Raw genomic sequence first — 16,175 nt, 5'->3', positions numbered from 1 at the left:
AAAAAAAAAACATATCGCTTCATCTTGTGCTCCTTATAATCGCAAACCCGCTATAATATTTGAAATCTCCTCAGGGGTATACTCATTCGTAATCTGGGTAATCACATTACTTACATCATCCTCTGTCAAAGTTCCCGAAAGAGTCTCCCCAAAAGCCTTCAGTCCTCCCGAATGACTCCCCCACACACTAGGAGTAAAATCACCAAGATTCTGATAAGCGTAACTTCCCACGAGAACGTGGTGAAGATCATTTAAAACTCTCCCTACATTCGTAGGAGCATACCGCAAAATGTACAAAATCTGCAAAGAATTGGTATAAGATGTAGAAGCCGATGGATTCGTGAGCGCATCTCGTATCTCATCATACTGATTGGAATAAGCCGAAGAGGATGCGGACACACGTTTCAGAAACGCGGATGGTCGAATCACACAACCGAGAAGCCCATCAACATAGACAATATTCAGATACAAAAACCGAAGAAGAGACAAACTCTCCTCCAAGGCATCATGAGATCCCTTCAGGGTGTTAATAAGATCATCCGCCGTATAGCTTGTATCAATCTCGGTGGAAGCCACCACATTACTTACTATCCGATCGATATCAAGAGAAAACGTGACCTCGTTTCCTTGCAGACGAAGATAATCCGGAGGAGTAAGAAATTGCCTATCCCCATTGGAATCCAGAAGATTTAAAGAAATCAGACTGAAATAGGCCACCAATAAAATAACATTGGGTTCCAGCTTGTCATCCGTTATCACTCCATCTCCCTGATTTCCAATGATACCGTTAGGTCCCTCTAAAGCGTCGATAATCTTCTGATAAAGAGGAACCTCTCCTCCAAAAAGAGCTTCTTTAAACTCATTCTTGTTAAGGGAGGCAAGAAGCCCCTGATAGATATTATCCCCATTTTTATGAGCCTCTTCTGCCACGATATTGGCCACTGGATAAATCACCTGCCAGAGAAGCGCTCGTGCATACCCCAGTCTAGCCTTACTTGATTTGGGATCTATTAGCATCGCCTGGTAAAAACTCTCTTCTGCACTTGTATAATCCTGCTTTTCAAAATACTGCTCCCCCCGATAGATGAGTTCCTCTGCACTTATGCCACTCATCGGAGGTGTTAACCATTCAAAAAAGTTACACCCACTCATGCTCAGAACTATTACACCTATAATAATACCTTTTTGAAAACGCATACAACCCTCCTCTGTACTAAAACGTAAAGCTTCCAGCTAATTCAAATGACCAAGTCGCATCAAAAATCGGAACCATCACAAAATCACCATACACCCGCCCATGCACAGAGAAACTTCCCCATCTCTGGAGAAGACCCAACCCAAAAGGCACACCCACTGTCTGAAAGGTATGAGGAACCTTCACTCCTGTAAAGAGATACGGACTCACCTCATCTCTATGAAACACCCAAAAAGAGACATTAAACTGAGAAAAAGGGAAATACCTCACCGAAGTCTCAAAGGTCATAACCATGGCAAAAGGATTCCACCGAATCGTAGGAAGTTGCCAGGAAAGCCAAGAAATATAATAAAAAGTAAATGAGGTACTCAGTCCCACATCATAAAACCCCATAATATATTCAATATTTTTATTCCAGGTAAGAGGTTTTGCTAACATCATTCCTGAAAAAAACACTGTCAAAAATATCACCCGCTTCATATTTTATCTTCTCCTTTCCTCACTATATACGTACCACATTTTATATACGTTTATCAACAAAAAAAAGTGCAATCTTTAGCGAAATTTTACTGCCGTACCATAAGCCACAATTTCCGCTGCCCCTTGCATGACGGCAGCTGATGCGTACCGCATACCGACAATAGCGTCTGCCCCAAGCTTCTCAGCCTCCTCCACCATGCGCTTCGTTGCAATTGCCCTTGCTTCATTGAGCATCTCCGTATAAGAAAAAACCTCCCCGCCTAAAAGCATCTTAAAAGCCGCCACAATATCCTTTCCAAGGTGCTTTGAATACACAATAGAACCTCTCACCAATCCGAGTGTTTCGAGTTGTTTCCCTTCAATGGTATCAATAGTTGCGATAATCATCTTTATCCTCCTTCGATACTTCTTTTATTCTGGCAAAAAAGGCCACGATGAGCCCTGCTATGAGTACAAGAAAAATCATAGATACAAACCCTATACCCCACCAGGGCATCTGAGCTACAGACAACGCCCACACAACAAATGCCGCATATCCCACAATCAAACCACCTACAAAAAGCACAATAAAAAGAGAAATCAGATACTTCATAGAACCCTCCTCAAAAGAGTGTAACGAAAGAAGAAATTTTTTTCAAACAAAAAAACACATGTTTCATAAGTCTCTAAGCACAATATCTTGTAAACTATGAGAGACTTTTTCTTTTATTGCAAAAAACTCTTAAGCTCTTTATACTAAATTACCTTTTACACAAGGAGAAAATCATGCTCAGACTTCCCCATGAAACACTTCGTCAGTTTATGAAGGATAGTTTTATCGCTGTAGGTGTTCCTGAACAAGATGCAGATACATGTGCTGAGGTTCTCATTACCGCTGATCTTTTGGGTATTGACTCTCATGGAATAGGTCGTTTAAAACCCATCTACATTGATAGAATCCTGGCCGGACAGATTTCTCCTGCCACCACAATTGAAGTAATCAAAGAAACCCCAACGACTGCTGTTATTGATGGGCATAATGGAATGGGGCAGGTGATTGCCAAACACGCCATGGAACTTGCTATTCAGAAAGCAAAAACCTACGGGATGGGAATGGTTGCCGTAAGGAACTCAAACCACTACGGAATTGCGGGATACTATGTGCGTATGGCTGCTGCCGAAGGCATGATAGGCATCACAGGGACCAATGCTCGTCCCTCGATTGCTCCCACCTTCGGGGTAGAAAACATGCTGGGAACCAACCCTCTTACCTTTGGTATTCCTACCGATGAGGCCTTTCCCTTTATGCTGGACTGTGCCACCTCTATCACCCAACGAGGAAAAATCGAGGTGTACGCTCGTCTCAATAAACCCCTTCCTCAAGGATGGGTAATCAGTGAAGACGGAACAAGCAAAACCAACCCCCATGAAGTGCTTGATGATCTTGTAAAGGGCAAAGCGGCTCTTCTTCCTCTTGGGGGAATGGGAGAAGAAATGGGCGGTTACAAAGGCTATGGCTATGCAACCGTGGTGGAAATTCTCTCTGCCGCTTTACAACAGGGGGCTTTTCTTAAGGCTTTAAGTGGATTTGAAAACGGCCAAAAGGTTCCCTATCGCCTCGGGCATTTTTTCATAGCCATCAATGTCGAGGCTTTTACCGACCTCCCAAGCTTCAAAAAGACCACGGGAGATATTCTCAGGGCCCTGCGAGCATCCAAAAAAGCTCCGGGTTGCAGCCGCATTTACACAGCTGGAGAAAAAGAATATGAAATTATGCAAGACCGACTGGTCAATGGTATTCCCATCGACGAAGAGGAGAAAAAAGACATCCTCAGCCTTCGGGATAAGTTCAAACTCCCGTATACCTTCCCATTTGAAAACATATAAGGAGCATGTATGACCATAACCCAATCTGCTATCTCCTTTCTCCCTCTTATCTACCAGGGCAAAGTGCGTGACATCTATGCTATCAGTGACGAAGAATGGCTCATGGTAACCACTGATCGTATTTCAGCCTTTGATGTCGTCTTTAACGAAGGGATCCCTGAAAAGGGACGTATCCTCAATCATATCTCACTCCTCTGGTTTGACATAATTAACTTCATCCCCAACGCTATAATAACCAGAGAAATCACCAAAAAACTCCCTCAACTTGCGGATATGCCAGGTATTCCCGAACGTTCTATGATTGTCCGAAAACTGAAAAGACTCCCCTTTGAGTGTGTTGTACGGGGATATCTTTTTGGAAGTGTGTACGAAGAGTATCAAAAAACGGGAAGTGTGGCAGGACACAAACTTCCTTCAGATCTTCCACTTGCCGGCAAACTCCCTACCCCTATTTTTACTCCTGCCACCAAAGAAGACACCGGACACGATATCAATATCACGGTCGGAGAATTTGAGCATCAACTCGGGGATACGAATCTTGCTAGACAAGTCCAAGAAATCTCTCTTTCCCTTTACAGTATGGCCTACGAGAAACTTCTTCCCCATGGGATCATCCTTGCCGACACCAAGTTTGAATTCGGACTTGATGACCACAACCGTCTTATTCTTATCGATGAGGTATTAACACCGGACTCCTCGCGTTACTGGGATCAGGCAACCTACAAAGAAGGAAAAAGTCCTGCAAGTTATGATAAGCAGTTCTTGAGGGACTATCTCACTGCCATCAAGTGGAACAAAAAACCCCCCGCTCCCCCTCTTCCAGAGGATATTATCACCAAAACCCACGAAAAATACAAAACCATCGAAACGATCATAGAGAAGGTATGCCGTGAGTGAGAAAAAATTTACTGCAATCCCCAACATAGAAGAACCAAAGCCTCCAAAAAGTATTCCGATTGCCCCAACATGGCGTAGAATCGCTGCCTTTCTGGTTGATGGCTTACTTTTGAAACTGTTTTTCTCGTTTGTTTTTTATCTCTCTCAACAAGAACTTATCATGGGATATCTCGCAAATCATCCCATCATAGATGAACAAAGTATGAAAGAATATATAAAGTTTGTCTCAACTATTTCCTTCACTCTTTACCAGGAAAACAGTCCCATATACCAGATTTTTGAAATCATCCTCTGGGCTTCGTATTTTATCCTGTTTTGGAAAGCCTATGGACAAACACTAGGGGCCAAGATCTTTAACATCCAAATCTTGCCCGGTACCTCAGAAGCAAGCTCTCCAGAAAACCCCTTTTTACTTTCATGGGGGGCCTGTATCATTCGTTTTATATGGTTTTACATAGGCTTGAGTTTTTGGGCACTACCTTTTGTTTTTATGATAAACCCTCAATTTAAACAGCGTTTTCATGACTTTTTTAGTCAAACATTTGTGATTTTTATCCCCCCGTGAAGATCAAGAAACATCCACATCAAAACCACGAAAAGGAGGAAGTTATGAAAGTAAGGATTCTCAGTATTAGTATTGGCTTGGTTTTATTGAGCGGAATTGCATGGACTCAGATGATTCTCGATGACTTTGGGTTCAAGGTAGGAGGTAACTCAAGGTTTGGGATACTTCTCACGTATCAAGGAGAAAAGGTTGCTACAGCGAATACTCCAGAACTTCACCCCCTATATAAAACAGAAATTTTTTATCAAGAGAAACAGGATATATGGAGGACCCGTATTGCCGCCAATATTTCCCCTATCTCGGTGAATTCCCAACTCGGGCTGATCTGTGTTTTAGAAGACCTGTTTGGCATCCAGCTTTCCGTACCCTTTACCCTCACTTTTGGGACAGGATGGCATGATAAAATCTTTGGAAATGGTATCGGTATCGCCTCCAACTTCTACGACTCATCCATCAAAGACAACGTATATTCCAAAGAAACCTTCACCAAAATGTACTTCAAAGCAGCTCTTGGCACAACTTTCCAAGGTTTTCTTATCGAAAGAACACTCTCCTTGACGCTCGCGCAAAACCTCTACTACCGCTACTTTCTTGGAACGAAGAGTGACAGTGATATCTGGTTGTACGAAAACCAAGGAGATAACCTGAAGTACTTCCGATTCATGACTAGCGGAATGCTAACCTTGCATCTTCCATTATTTCTCAAAGAGATTTCCCTCTATGGAGAGGGAGATTGGGATATCCAACACTACAGTGTATCGCCAGTAAATCAAGGTGGATGGGGATCAGATCTACCGATAGTCAAATTTGGCACCATCTGGGGAGTAGGGAAACAGTTTTTCTCCATCAAGCTCAAACTCGAGTGGGGAAATACTCCCGCTTATCAAGAAGGCTATGGTGAAAATATTCTCCTCACCGAAAGACGCATCAACACCGAGATTGTTCAATACTGGTATCTCAAAAAGATTGCTATACTTGCTACTTTAGAGATATAAAAAAATAAGGAGGTTTATATGCTTCAAAAAGGAGAAAAAGCCCCTGATTTTCATCTCCAGACCACAGAAGGGGAGATTTCCCTCTCTCAGTTCCAGGGCAAAAAGGTGGTATTGTACTTCTATCCCAAGGATGACACCCCTGGCTGTACCAAAGAGGCTTGCGGTTTTCGAGATGTATACGACCAGATCCTTGCCAAAGGTGCGGTAGTCATCGGCATCAGTGCAGATAGCGTTGACTCCCATCAAAAGTTTAAGAAAAAGTACAACCTCCCTTTCTACCTCGCAAGTGATCCCGACCATAGTGTCCTTAAAACCTACGGAGCTTGGGGAGAGAAAAAGATGTACGGCAAAGTTTTTCCTGGTATCATACGTTCCACCTATGTGATTGACGAACACGGCACTATCATTGCCGTTTTCCCCAAGGTTTCTCCAGAAAAACACGCCGAAGAGATTCTTGCCCTTTTGTAGAGTTTACTGATCCTTTTGCTGTTTTTGTTTTCGAGAATGGAGAAGATCCTTCCACGCCTGTGAAAAAGCCTCACTTTCAGGAAACGATTCCTCCTGTTTCTGGAGATATCGTTTCTGAAGCTGTTTGTACACCGAAAGCCTGAAATGAAGCCCAAAAAGATAATAGGTAAGAAGAGCGAACCCATACCCCATAGAAAGAAGAAAAAAGACCACAGCATCCAAAAAAGCCATGATCCCAACCATGGGAACCTCAGCAAAAGCAAAGCGTATGCCATACGAAAAAGCCTTAAAAAAAGAAAGACGTGGGTTATATAAAAACATAGGCATCATGACAAACTCTGCGAGAGACACTGCTACAAAAACCCAGAAAAGCCCTCCCACAAAGACCATTCTCACCACGGGACTCTCCAACACACTCCCATAAAAAACAAGCGCATACCCTATCATAATCCCTAAAACACCAAATACCACAAAAAGCTGTATCGAACGCAAAAAGGTTTTGAGAAACGCTTTTCCATAATCCTGAAAAAAACTTCTCAGATAGACCACATCAAGATCATACACACCTCGAAGGTACTCCAGAGCCGCAAAGCTTGTGGGAAAGACATGAACTATCAAACTTGCCGTTAGCCACGCCACAAGAAGAAAAGCCATCTCCCCCTCATTTTTTGGCATATGCCCCGTCATTATCCAGAGAATCTGAAACACCATCCAGAAGAACACCGGATTAACAGCTGCAACAAGCGTCACTACCCAGCTGTGCCCAAGCTTGTTCCATAAACGGGAAAAAGACTCAACAAAAGCGTCTTTGAGCATGATTACTCCTCCACCCACAAGAGATTTACCGTATTTTTTGCCAGATCACTGTATTGATACCTGTTCTGCGGATCAGGAACCCACTTCCCATCAACAACAAAACAGTACACATGTATGCCTGGCCTGAGTTTTACCTCTATCTCATATTCTCCCGCTCCCTTGTATACCATAGGCAAACTGTAAGGATCCCAGTTATTAAAATCCCCAACTAACGACACCGTTTTCGCCTCATCATCCTTGTAATAAAAACGATAAACATGATTGGAAACCTTTAAGGGATACCGCACATTTGGTAAAAACTCCCTATCCAGATCAAAATATGAGAATTCTACCCCGGTCATATCAACAACTTTTTGAGTATTATAGGGATCAGATATCCAAACCCCATCAACCATGAGACGATAACGATAACGTCCGGGGGCAAGCCGATTTGTCCAGCGCACCTCCCAGAGAATAAACTGATAATTATTCGGCACAATATAGTCAGCGTAAGCCTCTTCTATCAATCGACGATTGAGGATCCAGCGTTCCTTTTCCTTCAGACTTCGTGAGAGCATACTTTGCGTCTCTTCTGAGAGTTTTACACCCTTAAAGATTACAGGGTTATAAAGAATAGGCCCCTGAATAATCTGATTCATGTCCTGGATAAGGGACTGTTTCAAATCACTAAAAGCATATTTTTGTTTCTTATTTTTTGTCAGAGGAATAGAGAGCTCTCTCATAATAGTGTGGGTTTTCTTGGAAAATTTTTCCATAAGATATCGAGAAAGTTGGTTCTTTTCATCGTAAAGTGCATTCATAAAACCAACATAATCGCGTATATCCTCCTCCGTAAAGAAAAGAGATCCCCTCGTGATCTCCATCCGAAGTGGTTTCCCCCACTGATTAAAATCCCCTGACACAGACACACTCTCCGCATCCCCTTTAAAGAAAAAAATGATTGCATTTTCCGTCACGATAGGTGACTCCACGGAGAGCATCATATTTTGATAAAGTGCCTCGTACTTTTTCTGAGAGTCGACAAGCACTGTCCTTTGTCCCCACAGAAGAACCCACATCCCCCACAAGAGAACAAACCATTTTTTCCAGGACATCCTTCCTCCCTAATCAAACACCACCGTTTTATTGTGAAAAACCAGAACCTTATTCTCCGTATGCAACTTCACCGCGCGACTCAGTACCCTTTTCTCTACCTCTTTTCCTTTGTTAATCATATCATGGATACTATCCCTATGACTCACCGCGATCACATCCTGAACAATAATAGGACCATTATCTAGCTCTTCGGTCACATAGTGACTTGTGGCTCCAATGATCTTTACTCCTCTCGCATATGCCTGATGGTAAGGCTTTGCTCCCACAAAAGCAGGCAAAAACGAATGGTGGATATTAATAATACGGTTTGGATACTCGCGAATAAAATCTGTTGACAACACCTGCATATACCTTGCCAGAACAACCGTATCTATTGTATATTCCCTAAGAATTTTCAGTTCCTCTCTTTCCACCTCTGTTTTCGTTTCTGGAGTTACAGGAAAACAATAGTATGGGATATGATAATAGTCCGCCACAGGTCTTAAATCTTCATGATTGCTGATGATCAAAGGAATCTCCATCTTTATCTCTTTTGACTGCCATTTCAGTAAAAGATCATACAAACAATGATCAAACTTAGAAACCATGATCGCCACTCTCGGCACTTCATCAGAGAAAACCAACCTCCAATCCATAGAAAACTTGTCTGCAATAAAGCTAAAAGCCTGGGCTATCTTTTCCCTGGGAATACGAAACCCTTCCAGTTCCCATTCAATCCGCATAAAAAACGTATTGGTTTCAACATCGGTATGCTGATCAGAATGAACAATATTACCATCATATTGATAAATAAAACTTGCAATCTCTGCGACAATTCCCTTCTGATCAGGACAAGAAAGTAAAAGAATCGCTGTTCCGCTCATCCTCATCTCCTCTTTTCTTCATAGTAGTATAGCGAAAACATACAAACTTTTCAAGCTTAATTAAAATTCAAATAAAACCATGCTGTAGCATAATCCTGATTGATCCTGAGAGCAATTTTGCGAAACTTTTCACTGAGTTTTTTATTTTTCATCTTCTGGTAACAAAAAGCTATCTTATCCACAAATATTTCAGATTCCGGATAAAGATTTACCGCCGCAAAATACCACTCAAGAGCCTGGGAAAAGTTTCCTTTATTGTATTCCAGTTCCCCGAGTTGAAAATAACTCATGGCTTCCAGTTTCCCGCCTGGTTTTGCAGCTATTACCTGTTTCCAGGTGGCTACAGCATCCTGCTCACTCCCACACATGAGATGAGCCTGCCCTAAAAAGTACAAGGTATCCTGCATGGGCTCCATCATATATGATTTCTGGAGATACTTTCTTGCCTCCTCTGCTTCATTTTTCATAAGGTGGGCTATCCCAAAAATCTGAGCAGCATAGGGCTGAAATTCCTCAGGAAAACGTGAAAAGGGTTCTTTCAACCCAAGGACATTTTCAAAATCACCGGATTGCAAAGCATTTACAAACGACAGATACAAACGACCAAACTCCTGATACCCTCTAAATCGTGGATCTTCTTTTTCAAGAAGAAGCTTTAACCTTTCAAGAACCTGGGAATCTCCTGCCAGAGCCAAACGAAAAGTGATCCGATACAACCGTAAACGGTAGGCATCTGTATTTTTCTCAGAAATATTCTCCAGAATCTCCTTGGCCTGTTGCCAGTTTTGTTCGTCATAATACCGATCAAAGGTATAATACCGACTACATCCAACCAATACACTCGCAAGAAATACATTTTTCCACCACTTCATAGATAAATAACTCCCTTTTCATAACGATAGGTAATCCCCCTTTCTATCAACACAGCCTCTACGGCTCTCCCCACCACAGGAAACACTGTAGGCGAATGCTCCCCCTTTCCAACAATGATGGTCACAGCTTTAATCTTTTTCGTTCTCTTCATTTCAAGAATATCATCAAGCCTCTGAAGCGCTTTTTGGAGAGAAAGACCATGGAAATCTACAGTAAAAACTTTTTCCGAAAAAAGAGGTTCCGCTTTTTTCTCCTTTGGTGGCACAAACCGTATATCTTCTATAGCCTTTAAAAAAATATCTTCGGCTACTTTTCGATCGTCCATAACGAAAAACTCCCGGGCAAGAATATCCCCTCAACACCACCCGGTGTTTTGAGAAGATACGGAGAACCAAAATAACTCACAAGATTCCCACTCAACGGCAGAGAATAATTTGTATAACGTACACTCTGACCCATGTAAAACGAAAAAACTCCCTCAGAGGAAACTCCCCATAGGTGATCCGAGGCAGCATAAATCAAACGAAGATTACCCCAGTGGGCAGGAGATGCCTTCTCCAACCTCTCGACTAACGATACCACTCCCGGTGTTATGACGATAGGCACTCTTTTCTGTCGAGCCAAAAAGTAATACATGACACCGGCAGCTGACATATTTTCCTCAGGTAAAACATACACTCCGTTCCATGTCCAAGCAGGTTCTCTCACCCTGCCATTTTCTTCTATTTCCCTTCTCCATCGAAAAAAAGGCATTGACGAAAAGGTAACATACTCTTCCCCATCACCCATGACAAATGCCTTTGCAAAATTCTCTCTCACCCATTGAGCGGCCTTTTTCTGATAGGTCTTCTCAAGACCAGTAATATCCACTACCCAAAAAGTTACCGGCATTCGCATCAATAAGGCAACAATCTCTTTGAGTTTTTTGGAGGTCTGCAAACGATCAAAAGCAACCGTGTAATCAGGATAAAAATCTGCATCTTCCCAGACATTGGTCAAAAAACCAACCCTCTGTTGAAAAAGCCTCACTCGCACATAAACCGGAAGTTTGTTGCTTATTGCCCACATCATCATTTGATCAAACTCTTCCCGGCTCCCAAGAAACGTCACTACACTTCCTCTCTGGTTTTTTTCCCCCAGATCAGTGTAATCATATACCTCCTCCGTCGGGAAAAATCTCCCAGAATATCCCTTAAACGGAGTATCAATAAAAATCGCATCGTATATCCTATTGGTTTTCAGAATCCAGGGAAAAATTTCAGTATACCGGTATCCTCTGAGGTCCAGGATAACCTGAGACCAGCCAAGACCAACACACAAAAAGACAAGAAAAAAAACCGGTCTCCACATGCTATTTACCCCAGTGTTCCAACGTCATGATCGCAAGTGCTGCTGAACCCATGACCCCCGCATCGTTTACCAGTGCTGCCGGCACGATAGTACAGGTTTCAAACATCTCCGTTTTCGTATAAAGAGAAGTATAGCGTCTCAACCGTTCAAAGAGAAAATCCCCGGCCTGAGAAACCCCTCCTCCTACCACAACCGCCTCAGGGTTAAAAAGATGAATCAGGTTGGCAATCCCGATACCAAGATAGTGACATACCTCCTCTACCACCTCAAGAGCAATCTCATCCCCCTTTTTCGCCTCGTCAAAGATAACCTTTGCATTTATCTCTGGTACACTGGATAGACTCGTCTTCTTACCCATTGCCACCAACCCCTGTGCGCGTTTGATCATTGCCGTAGCCGAACCGTATGCCTCCCAACACCCATTGAGCCCACATCCACAGGTCCTTCCTTCGGGAACTAACTTCATGTGGCCAACCTCTCCAGCAAAGTTTGCCACACCTCCATAAATATCCCCGCGAATAAAAATCCCTCCACCAATTCCTGTTCCTAAAGTGATCAAAACAAAATCCTGATATTTCTTTGCTGCACCAAAAACATACTCCCCTCTTGCAGCATTGTTGGCATCATTATCAATAGCCACTGGCATACCAAAACTTTTTTCAAGATCCTCGGCAAGAGAATAATTCTCAAGTGCCTGAATATTTGGCATAAAACGAATGATACCATGTTTCTTATCCACCCCTCCAGGGACACCGATACCAATCGCTAAAACCTTTTCCCATCCCCCCAGAGCAGAACGTATAGCATTTTTGATGTTATCAACAATCACCTGTCTATCCTGTGTTTCTGCCCTTGTAGGAACCTGAAAACTCTTGAGGAGTTTTCCTTCTCGAGACACAAGCCCAAGTTTAATAGCTGTACCTCCCATATCAATGCCCAAAAAAACTTCCATAGTTAGTTATTCCTCCCGTTGCTCGCAAATGTCCCATCACTTTAAAATCTGCGCAAGGCGCTCAATCACCTTTTCCCGATCGATAGGTTTTACAAGATATCCTTTTGCTCCAAGCTTAATCGCCTCCTTAACAGCTTCCGCAGTTCCTATAGCTGTTACCATAACCACGGTCGCATTGGGATCTATTGCCTTAATCTCTTTGAGAGCCTCAATCCCATCCATTTCAGGCATAGTGATATCAAGTGTCACCAGATCCACATTAGGATAGAGCTGTTTGTAGAGTTCAACACCTTCTCGCCCATTTGTAGCTGTACCAGCTATCTCAAAATCCCTGGACATAAAAATCTGTGAAAGATGTTTAATCACGAACTGAGAATCATCAACAATCAAAACCCGGTAATGACCGCCACCTACCTTTCGACCTGTTGGGAGTCCGTTCTCATCAAATATAATAGCCATATGCTCCTCCTTTTTTACGATTCTTTAAAAGCAACATTAATCTCAATAATACCAAGAGACATCTCTACAGGAATAATCAGTGCTTCCATATCCCCCTGTTCAAAAACAGTAAGGTCTTTTCCTGTAATCATCGTCGGCGGACTAAAATGAAAAGCAAGATTTTCCTTTTCAAGTCGTGTCACCGCACGTCCTGTGATCATATTCGCCAGTTCTCCAATAGTGGAGATCACCATCTTGTCCATCGTACGAAAGGTTTCCCCGTTCATGTGAGAAGCCAGCTTAATAGCAACTTCTTCTGTCATGTCAAACACCACACGACCATTCACCTGACCCGGTGACACCAATCACCACCGCCACACCCTTCATAGATTCACCAAGTTTCTTAAGGTAAAGTTGCCTTCGCTTTACCTCTGTTTGAAAAACTTCCTTTAAAATATCAAACGCAGCCTCGACAAAAGGGTTAATGTACTCTATGCGCATACTGCCTCCTTATTTTTTCTCTTGAAGCGATGAAATATACAAAAAAAGTCTATCCATATCAATAAATAAAATCTCCTGTTCCTGTTTCAGGATCACGCCTGAAACCACCGCATGCTCAGACCACCGAGCGATGTGATCTCCACCCTGAAATTCATTTTCCAGAACCTCAAGATGCTTATAAATTGTGTCCACCATAAGCCCAAAAGTATTCCTTTGATACTTCACCACAATCACATAACGATCATCTTCATCGACTATTCGACTTCCCTGATAGGGATCAGACAAAGATAATAACCTGCGCAAACTATACACAGGAATAATATTTCCTCGCAGATTATAAACCCCCAAAAGCTTATCATGGGTATTGGGAAGGAGAAAAATCTTCCTTGCAAAAAGGATACTTTCCACAGCGTCCATACTCAGAGCATACAACTGTTCTCCCAGGGAGAAACTAATACACTGCATTAACACTTTCTGAAGAACAGTCGTCTCTTCAGCACTAACACGTTTATTGCGAATTTCCATGGTTTTCTCCTTTTTGCCCCACAATATCCTTATAAGACTGAATCACCCCATTGAGATCCACAATATACCCTATGTTCCCATTTCCGATAATTGTCCCTGCGGAAATACCAGGACTCTTGATAAGACGATTGTTAAAAGGCTTGATCACCACATCCTGTTCACCCACAATCTCGTCAACCACAAGCCCATAATGTTTTTCACCCTGTTTTGCCAATATACAGTAAAAAGAAGAACGGAAAGATTCCGACTCATGATAGAAAAACCGTCTCAGTGAAAACACAGGAACAAATTCTCCTCGCACATTAATATGGGGATCTCCTTCAATGTCTACCAAATCCTCAGGCTGAACAATCATTGTTTCATCAATCGATACAATAGGGAGAATATACGAGAACCCTGATATAAGAACGTGAAGTCCTTGAATGATTGCAAGAGTCAGAGGTAGTTTAATTTGAATTTTTGTTCCTTTATCCCTGGCTGTAGAGAGAGAAACACTTCCACCAAGTTGTTCGATCTTCTTCTTCACCACATCCATTCCAACCCCACGGCCAGAGAGTTCTGTGACCTCCTGGGCAGTGGAAAAACCTGGTAAAAAAATAAGCGCCAAAGCCTCTTTGGCTGAAAGGTTTTCAGCAGTCGCTGAAGAGATAAGACCTTTTTCTATCGCTTTTTGTTTCACACGATCAATATCAATCCCCAAGCCATCATCACTCACCTCAATATAAACATTCTCCCCCTCATGATACGCTCGTAAAAGGATTTTCCCCTGTGGAGATTTACCCTTAGCTGCTCGCTCTTCTGGTTTTTCTATCCCGTGGTCAATACTGTTTCGCAAGATATGGATCAGAGGATCAAAGAGATCATCCACCATCCCCTTATCAATTTCTGTCTCTACTCCCTCTATCTCGAGAGTAATCTGCTTGCCTAGCTTTTGGGCCTGATCACGCACCAGCCGTGGAAATCTTGAAAACACCTGCTGGATAGGCACCATTCTTAGCCCTGTAACATTCTCCTGCAAAGCAGATGATATTTGATTAAATCGCTGCAGAATCTCCTGGTACTGTTCAAGAGATGTCTCAAGCTGATGAAAATCCTCACGAAGATGATAGTTCAACTCCCTATTGGTTTCGATATTCTCATCTAGTGGCAAGAGTGCAATACCAGACAAAAAAGATTTGAAAAAAAGCCTTATATTACTATGGCTTTTCACCATCATCTGCGAAATCTCATGAAGAAGAGACTTGTTAATCACAAGTTCACCGACTAAATTCATCAACTCATCAATACGTGTACTCTCTACTCGAAGCGTGGTACTCATCCTCACGGATTCTTGAGCATCTGAAGAAAGAGTCGTTTTTTTACTGGATGGATTTTCTGAGGGCTGGGGAAGAGAAGACTTTTCCATCTCTGTAACTGACGGGGCAGTCTCCAAAGATTGTCCTTTCATAATTTGAGTTTCAAGATTTTCAATATCATTATTTCTAATACGGCGTATTTGAAGACTTGTAACCAGATCCTTCATGAAGGTTTTTTGACGGATAAAATCCTCATCCTTATCCGTCATAACAACCAATCGAAAATCAGGACGAAATTCTTTTTCGACAATTTCAAGTGACGGTTCCATACGAATAATCTGAGCAAAATCCCCCACAAGAGCATAAATCTGAAAAGCCGAAACATCTTTCATTTCATAATTTTCATTAAAAACATACCACAATTCATACACAGGAAAATTCTGGTGAAGAAATTCCAGGATCACCGATCGTTCATACGCTGTCAGATAGGACAAAGAAGCTTTCCCTTCTGATTGGTTGGATGTTTTACCTTCTTGTGAGGAAGCAGTGGGATCAGGGGGTTGTTTACCAAGATACTCCCCTAGTTCTTTCATGATATCTTCTGCCAATTCTCCAACATAGACATCCCCATTCTGGCGGGCATCAAGCATTCCTTCAATCACATCCTTACAGCGAAGCAACAAAGAAACCAGATCTGGTGTAACAGCTATCTCAGACTTTCTCACACGATCCAGAAGATCTTCTACCTTATGAGTAAATTCCTTAATCTCTGTAAAACCAATAGTTCCAGCTCCACCCTTGATCGTATGGGCTGCACGAAAAATCTCAGCCACTGCAGCTTTATCCGTAGGATTATTTTCAAGAACAAGCAAGCTATTTTCCATCTTTTGGACAAGCTCAAAAGCCTCATTCATAAAGTCAGCAACAAGTTCCTGAGAAATTTCTTGCATTCTTTCCAGCCACTCCCCTTATAGTATAAAATAAAACAAAAAATCTCTCAA

21 protein-coding genes are annotated in these 16,175 nt (G+C 42.3%); 5 read left to right on the top strand and 16 right to left on the bottom strand.

Features of this window, described 5'->3' with window-relative positions:
• Positions 1-33: 33 nt before the first annotated feature.
• The 4 genes from KDW03_RS08565 to KDW03_RS08550 form a co-directional block, all read right to left on the bottom strand.
• Positions 34-1,197, bottom strand: coding sequence for a tetratricopeptide repeat protein (locus KDW03_RS08565; RefSeq protein ID WP_271434668.1), 1,164 nt, complete (start codon positions 1,195-1,197; stop codon positions 34-36).
• A 16-nt stretch (positions 1,198-1,213) separates the two neighbouring features.
• Positions 1,214-1,675 (bottom strand): hypothetical protein, encoded by a 462-nt coding sequence (locus KDW03_RS08560; RefSeq protein WP_271434667.1) that lies wholly within the window; start codon positions 1,673-1,675, stop codon positions 1,214-1,216.
• Between the two features lie 75 nt (positions 1,676-1,750).
• Positions 1,751-2,062: a YbjQ family protein gene (locus tag KDW03_RS08555; protein ID WP_271434666.1), complete on the bottom strand. Its 312-nt coding sequence runs from the start codon at positions 2,060-2,062 to the stop codon at positions 1,751-1,753.
• Positions 2,043-2,267 carry a hypothetical protein gene (locus KDW03_RS08550; RefSeq protein ID WP_271434665.1) on the bottom strand — a complete coding sequence of 75 codons (225 nt, stop codon included), beginning with the start codon at positions 2,265-2,267 and terminating at the stop codon, positions 2,043-2,045. Before KDW03_RS08550 ends, KDW03_RS08555 begins: the two co-directional genes overlap by 20 nt.
• Positions 2,268-2,440: 173 nt before the next feature.
• Here KDW03_RS08550 and KDW03_RS08545 point away from each other — a divergent pair, with 173 nt between their 5' ends.
• From KDW03_RS08545 to bcp, 5 genes are read left to right on the top strand one after another with little or no spacing between them, the layout of a single operon-like run.
• Positions 2,441-3,541: an Ldh family oxidoreductase gene (locus tag KDW03_RS08545; protein ID WP_271434664.1), complete on the top strand. Its 1,101-nt coding sequence runs from the start codon at positions 2,441-2,443 to the stop codon at positions 3,539-3,541.
• A 9-nt stretch (positions 3,542-3,550) separates the two neighbouring features.
• A complete protein-coding gene (locus KDW03_RS08540; RefSeq protein WP_271434663.1) occupies positions 3,551-4,438 on the top strand; it encodes a phosphoribosylaminoimidazolesuccinocarboxamide synthase in 888 nt (295 codons plus the stop codon).
• Complete coding sequence (locus KDW03_RS08535; RefSeq protein WP_271434662.1) at positions 4,431-5,003, top strand: RDD family protein; 573 nt, start codon at positions 4,431-4,433, stop codon at positions 5,001-5,003. Before KDW03_RS08540 ends, KDW03_RS08535 begins: the two co-directional genes overlap by 8 nt.
• Positions 5,004-5,047: 44 nt before the next feature.
• A complete protein-coding gene (locus KDW03_RS08530; protein WP_271434661.1) occupies positions 5,048-5,998 on the top strand; it encodes a hypothetical protein in 951 nt (316 codons plus the stop codon).
• An 18-nt stretch (positions 5,999-6,016) separates the two neighbouring features.
• Positions 6,017-6,466 carry a thioredoxin-dependent thiol peroxidase gene (gene bcp, locus KDW03_RS08525; protein ID WP_271434660.1) on the top strand — a complete coding sequence of 150 codons (450 nt, stop codon included), beginning with the start codon at positions 6,017-6,019 and terminating at the stop codon, positions 6,464-6,466.
• Positions 6,467-6,469: 3 nt separating this feature from the next.
• Here the strand turns inward: bcp and KDW03_RS08520 are convergent, their stop codons facing one another.
• The 12 genes from KDW03_RS08520 to KDW03_RS08465 are packed head-to-tail and all read right to left on the bottom strand — an operon-like array spanning position 6,470 to position 16,124.
• Positions 6,470-7,282, bottom strand: coding sequence for a hypothetical protein (locus KDW03_RS08520; RefSeq protein ID WP_271434659.1), 813 nt, complete (start codon positions 7,280-7,282; stop codon positions 6,470-6,472).
• Positions 7,283-7,284: 2 nt separating this feature from the next.
• Positions 7,285-8,376 (bottom strand): hypothetical protein, encoded by a 1,092-nt coding sequence (locus KDW03_RS08515; protein WP_271434658.1) that lies wholly within the window; start codon positions 8,374-8,376, stop codon positions 7,285-7,287.
• 9 nt (positions 8,377-8,385) lie between these two features.
• Positions 8,386-9,240 carry a formyltetrahydrofolate deformylase gene (gene purU, locus KDW03_RS08510; protein WP_271434657.1) on the bottom strand — a complete coding sequence of 285 codons (855 nt, stop codon included), beginning with the start codon at positions 9,238-9,240 and terminating at the stop codon, positions 8,386-8,388.
• Positions 9,241-9,296: 56 nt separating this feature from the next.
• Complete coding sequence (locus KDW03_RS08505; RefSeq protein WP_271434656.1) at positions 9,297-10,112, bottom strand: tetratricopeptide repeat protein; 816 nt, start codon at positions 10,110-10,112, stop codon at positions 9,297-9,299.
• Positions 10,109-10,438: a Smr/MutS family protein gene (locus KDW03_RS08500; RefSeq protein ID WP_271434655.1), complete on the bottom strand. Its 330-nt coding sequence runs from the start codon at positions 10,436-10,438 to the stop codon at positions 10,109-10,111. The genes KDW03_RS08505 and KDW03_RS08500 overlap by 4 nt, the downstream gene beginning before the upstream one ends.
• Complete coding sequence (locus KDW03_RS08495) at positions 10,420-11,463, bottom strand: hypothetical protein (protein ID WP_271434654.1); 1,044 nt, start codon at positions 11,461-11,463, stop codon at positions 10,420-10,422. Before KDW03_RS08495 ends, KDW03_RS08500 begins: the two co-directional genes overlap by 19 nt.
• A gap of 1 nt (position 11,464) precedes the next feature.
• Positions 11,465-12,415 (bottom strand): ROK family protein, encoded by a 951-nt coding sequence (locus tag KDW03_RS08490; protein ID WP_271434653.1) that lies wholly within the window; start codon positions 12,413-12,415, stop codon positions 11,465-11,467.
• A 36-nt stretch (positions 12,416-12,451) separates the two neighbouring features.
• Complete coding sequence (locus tag KDW03_RS08485; RefSeq protein WP_271434652.1) at positions 12,452-12,874, bottom strand: response regulator; 423 nt, start codon at positions 12,872-12,874, stop codon at positions 12,452-12,454.
• 14 nt (positions 12,875-12,888) lie between these two features.
• Complete coding sequence (locus tag KDW03_RS08480) at positions 12,889-13,215, bottom strand: chemotaxis protein CheX (protein ID WP_271434651.1); 327 nt, start codon at positions 13,213-13,215, stop codon at positions 12,889-12,891.
• Positions 13,178-13,354, bottom strand: coding sequence for a hypothetical protein (locus KDW03_RS08475; RefSeq protein WP_271434650.1), 177 nt, complete (start codon positions 13,352-13,354; stop codon positions 13,178-13,180). Before KDW03_RS08475 ends, KDW03_RS08480 begins: the two co-directional genes overlap by 38 nt.
• A 9-nt stretch (positions 13,355-13,363) precedes the next feature.
• A complete protein-coding gene (locus tag KDW03_RS08470; RefSeq protein WP_271434649.1) occupies positions 13,364-13,879 on the bottom strand; it encodes a chemotaxis protein CheW in 516 nt (171 codons plus the stop codon).
• Positions 13,863-16,124, bottom strand: a complete 2,262-nt coding sequence (locus KDW03_RS08465) for a chemotaxis protein CheA (RefSeq protein ID WP_271434648.1) — start codon at positions 16,122-16,124, stop codon at positions 13,863-13,865. Before KDW03_RS08465 ends, KDW03_RS08470 begins: the two co-directional genes overlap by 17 nt.
• Positions 16,125-16,175: the final 51 nt, after the last annotated feature.

The sequence above is a fragment of the Thermospira aquatica genome (assembly GCF_023525255.1).
Taxonomy (GTDB): Bacteria; Spirochaetota; Brevinematia; order Brevinematales; family Thermospiraceae; genus Thermospira; species Thermospira aquatica.
The sequence above is the reverse complement of the archived record's forward strand: the minus strand, read 5'-3'. Positions and strand labels throughout refer to the sequence as shown.

Coding starts and splice junctions, on each gene's coding strand:
- purU (WP_271434657.1), bottom strand. CDS start 9,240: ATGAGCGGAACAGCGATTCTTTTACTTTCTTGTCCTGATCAGAAGGGA.
- KDW03_RS08520 (WP_271434659.1), bottom strand. CDS start 7,282: ATGCTCAAAGACGCTTTTGTTGAGTCTTTTTCCCGTTTATGGAACAAG.
- KDW03_RS08505 (WP_271434656.1), bottom strand. CDS start 10,112: ATGAAGTGGTGGAAAAATGTATTTCTTGCGAGTGTATTGGTTGGATGT.
- KDW03_RS08490 (WP_271434653.1), bottom strand. CDS start 12,415: ATGGAAGTTTTTTTGGGCATTGATATGGGAGGTACAGCTATTAAACTT.
- KDW03_RS08485 (WP_271434652.1), bottom strand. CDS start 12,874: ATGGCTATTATATTTGATGAGAACGGACTCCCAACAGGTCGAAAGGTA.
- KDW03_RS08565 (WP_271434668.1), bottom strand. CDS start 1,197: ATGCGTTTTCAAAAAGGTATTATTATAGGTGTAATAGTTCTGAGCATG.
- KDW03_RS08465 (WP_271434648.1), bottom strand. CDS start 16,124: ATGCAAGAAATTTCTCAGGAACTTGTTGCTGACTTTATGAATGAGGCT.
- KDW03_RS08515 (WP_271434658.1), bottom strand. CDS start 8,376: ATGTCCTGGAAAAAATGGTTTGTTCTCTTGTGGGGGATGTGGGTTCTT.
- KDW03_RS08500 (WP_271434655.1), bottom strand. CDS start 10,438: ATGGACGATCGAAAAGTAGCCGAAGATATTTTTTTAAAGGCTATAGAA.
- bcp (WP_271434660.1), top strand. CDS start 6,017: ATGCTTCAAAAAGGAGAAAAAGCCCCTGATTTTCATCTCCAGACCACA.
- KDW03_RS08550 (WP_271434665.1), bottom strand. CDS start 2,267: ATGAAGTATCTGATTTCTCTTTTTATTGTGCTTTTTGTAGGTGGTTTG.
- KDW03_RS08475 (WP_271434650.1), bottom strand. CDS start 13,354: ATGCGCATAGAGTACATTAACCCTTTTGTCGAGGCTGCGTTTGATATT.
- KDW03_RS08555 (WP_271434666.1), bottom strand. CDS start 2,062: ATGATTATCGCAACTATTGATACCATTGAAGGGAAACAACTCGAAACA.
- KDW03_RS08540 (WP_271434663.1), top strand. CDS start 3,551: ATGACCATAACCCAATCTGCTATCTCCTTTCTCCCTCTTATCTACCAG.
- KDW03_RS08530 (WP_271434661.1), top strand. CDS start 5,048: ATGAAAGTAAGGATTCTCAGTATTAGTATTGGCTTGGTTTTATTGAGC.
- KDW03_RS08545 (WP_271434664.1), top strand. CDS start 2,441: ATGCTCAGACTTCCCCATGAAACACTTCGTCAGTTTATGAAGGATAGT.
- KDW03_RS08495 (WP_271434654.1), bottom strand. CDS start 11,463: ATGTGGAGACCGGTTTTTTTTCTTGTCTTTTTGTGTGTTGGTCTTGGC.
- KDW03_RS08560 (WP_271434667.1), bottom strand. CDS start 1,675: ATGAAGCGGGTGATATTTTTGACAGTGTTTTTTTCAGGAATGATGTTA.
- KDW03_RS08470 (WP_271434649.1), bottom strand. CDS start 13,879: ATGGAAATTCGCAATAAACGTGTTAGTGCTGAAGAGACGACTGTTCTT.